The sequence below is a fragment of the Spirillospora sp. NPDC049652 genome (genome assembly GCF_040675125.1).
Taxonomy (GTDB): domain Bacteria; phylum Actinomycetota; class Actinomycetes; order Streptosporangiales; family Streptosporangiaceae; genus Spirillospora.
The window spans coordinates 1-2,415 of sequence record NZ_JBFAOF010001031.1 but is presented as its reverse complement, the minus strand read 5'-3'; the positions used below and the strand labels follow the sequence as shown (position 1 = coordinate 2,415).

Here is a 2,415-nt window from a genome sequence, read left to right as displayed (position 1 = left end):
CGCGGACGGGAGCGGCGGGAGCAGCCCGCCCTCTGGTGGGGCGGGTTCGCGCTGTGGGCGCTGCTGGCGTGGCTCGCGGGGTCGTGGCGGCTCGCGCTGCTCGGGCTGGCGGCGTGGTGCCTGTACGAGTTCCTGCTGATCCCGACCGTCTGCCGGGTGATGACCGAGCAGGGCTACCCGTGCCGGGAGCCGGTGCGGGGGAGGCTCTTCGCGTGCGGGTCGCACCACCAGGCGTACAAGACCGAGGCGATCAAGCGGCTGGTCGGCCGGGCGCGTCCGCCGCGCGACGGCTCGGCGGCGGGGGCCGCGCGGGACGACCGCGGGGTCGTCCACTCGACGGCCGTCCGCTCCCGGCTCGCGCAGGCCGACCAGGTCTGCCTGATCCTCGCCGGTGTCGGGACCGTCGTCGCGGTCGTCGGGACGCTCGCCGGGATCGCCGGCTGAACCTCAGTACTCCAGGATGACGGTGATCGGGCCGTCGTTGACCAGGTCCACCTGCATGTCCGCGCCGAAGACGCCGGTCTCGACCTTGGCGCCCAGCGTCCGCAGCTCAGCGACGACCGCGTCCACCAGCGGCTCGGCGACGGGCCCGGGGGCGGCGGCGGTCCAGGTGGGGCGGCGGCCCTTGCGGGCGTCGCCGTAGAGGGTGAACTGGCTCACCACGAGCAGCGGTGCCCCGAGGTCGGAGCAGGACTTCTCGTCCGGGAGGATCCGCAGGCCCCAGAGCTTGGCGGCGAGCTTGGCCGCCTTCTCGGGCGTGTCGTCGTGGGTGACGCCGACCAGGACCATCAGGCCCGGCCCGTCGATCGCGCCCACGACGCGACCCGCCACGGTCACGCTCGCCCTGCTCACCCTCTGGACTACCGCACGCATGACACGACATTCTGCCTGCATGGGAGCAACGACGCTCATCACGGTGGCCCCGACGGGGGCGGAGTCGGCGAAGGCCGACGTCCCGGCCCTGCCCGTCACCCTGGACGAGCTGGTACAGACGGCCAAGGAATGCGAGGCGGCCGGAGCCGCCGTCATCCACGTGCACATCCGCGACGACGACGCGCGGCCGACCCTGGACCTCGCGCGGCTGCGCGACACCGTCCAGGCGCTGCGGGAGAGCACGGGACTGATCGTCCAGCTGTCCACCGGCGGCGCGGTCACCGACCCGTACGAGGACCGGCTGCGGGTGCTGGACGCCGAGCCGGACGGCTGTTCGCTGACCTGCGGGACGGTGAACTTCGGCGACGACGTGTTCATGAACCCGTGGCCGTTCATGGCCGAGCTCTACCAGCGCACCCAGGCGCAGGGCGTGGTCCCGGAGTTCGAGCTGTTCGACCTCGGGCAGGTCGCGGCGCTGCACCGGCTGCTGGACAAGTACGGCGAGCCGTTCGGCGGGCACGTCCACTGCGACCTGGTCATGGGCGTCCCGGGCGGGATGCCGGGGGACGCGCGGACGCTGGTCGCGGCGGTCCAGGCGCTGCCGGAGGGCGCGACCTGGTCGGCGACGGGCGTCGGCCGGACGTCCCTGCCGGTCATGTTCGCGGCCCTGTCGGCGGGCGGCCACCTGCGGGTCGGCATGGAGGACACCCTGACCTTCGCCAAGGGACGGCCCGTCACGGCGAACGCCGAGCTCGTCGAGCGGGCCGCCGAGCTGGCCCGGCACGCGCAGCGGCCGCCGATGAGCCCCGCCGACGCGCGATCCCTCCTCGGCATCGGCGAGGCCGGCCGCTAGGCCGGTCCGCCTGCCCGCCCGGCCGGGGTGTGACCGGCAGGTCTGCGCACCCTGGCCGGTCGGGTAGGAACGGGTGGAGAGCGTCTGAGTTTGTGAGGGGTTGTTGTGACAACGGTGTCCACGCCTGTCCTGGTCGAGGTGGAACGTTCCGGGTTCGTGGAGTCGCGCCACCGCGGCAGCGCGGTGGGGCTGGCGGCCGACGGGACCACGGCGGTGCGCGCCGGATTCCCGGACGAGCCGATCTTCCCGCGTTCGGCGAACAAGCCGATGCAGGCGGTCGCGATGGTCCGTTCGGGCCTGGAGCTGGAAGGCGAGCTGCTGGCGATCGCGGCGGGCAGCCATTCGGGTGAGGACTTCCACGTCGAGGGCGCGGAGCGCGTCCTGGCGTCGGTGGGGCTGTCGGCCGAGGCGCTCCAGTGCCCGGAGCAGTGGCCGCTGGACCAGGAGGTCGCCCTGGACGTGGCGCGCCGCGGCGAGGACCGGACCCGGCTGCGGATGAACTGCTCCGGCAAGCACGCGGCGATGCTCGCGACCTGCGTCATCGCCGGATGGTCCACCGACGACTACCTCGACCCGTCGCACCCGCTCCAGGTCGCCTCGCGCGAGGCGGTCGAGGCGCTGGCGGGGGAGAAGGTCGCGGCGGTCGGCGTGGACGGCTGCGGCGCGCCGCTGTTCGCGGTCTCCGCGAC

The 2,415-nt window shown here is 74.0% G+C and carries 4 protein-coding genes; 3 read left to right on the top strand and 1 reads right to left on the bottom strand.

Going from position 1 to position 2,415, the window contains the following annotated elements:
* Window positions 1-444: hypothetical protein (locus tag AB0J52_RS36455; RefSeq protein ID WP_500187469.1), on the top strand; the 444-nt coding region annotated here is incomplete at its 5' end.
* Between the two features lie 3 nt (window positions 445-447).
* Here AB0J52_RS36455 and dtd read toward each other — a convergent pair.
* On the bottom strand, window positions 448-873 hold the full coding sequence (dtd, locus tag AB0J52_RS36450) for a D-aminoacyl-tRNA deacylase (protein ID WP_500187468.1): 426 nt from the start codon (window positions 871-873) through the stop codon (window positions 448-450).
* Between the two features lie 19 nt (window positions 874-892).
* On the opposite strand from dtd, the gene AB0J52_RS36445 reads away from it, so the two are divergent.
* Together AB0J52_RS36445 and AB0J52_RS36440 are read left to right on the top strand one after the other, a co-directional pair.
* Window positions 893-1,726 (top strand): beta-keto acid cleavage family enzyme, encoded by an 834-nt coding sequence (locus AB0J52_RS36445; protein ID WP_500187467.1) that lies wholly within the window; start codon window positions 893-895, stop codon window positions 1,724-1,726.
* 114 nt (window positions 1,727-1,840) lie between these two features.
* A partial coding sequence (locus AB0J52_RS36440; protein WP_500187466.1) for an asparaginase occupies window positions 1,841-2,415 on the top strand: 575 nt, incomplete at its 3' end.

Bases quoted from the DNA above. Each gene is read 5' to 3' on its own strand.
- dtd (WP_500187468.1), bottom strand. From the start codon at position 873: ATGCGTGCGGTAGTCCAGAGGGTGAGCAGGGCGAGCGTGACCGTGGCG.
- AB0J52_RS36445 (WP_500187467.1), top strand. From the start codon at position 893: ATGGGAGCAACGACGCTCATCACGGTGGCCCCGACGGGGGCGGAGTCG.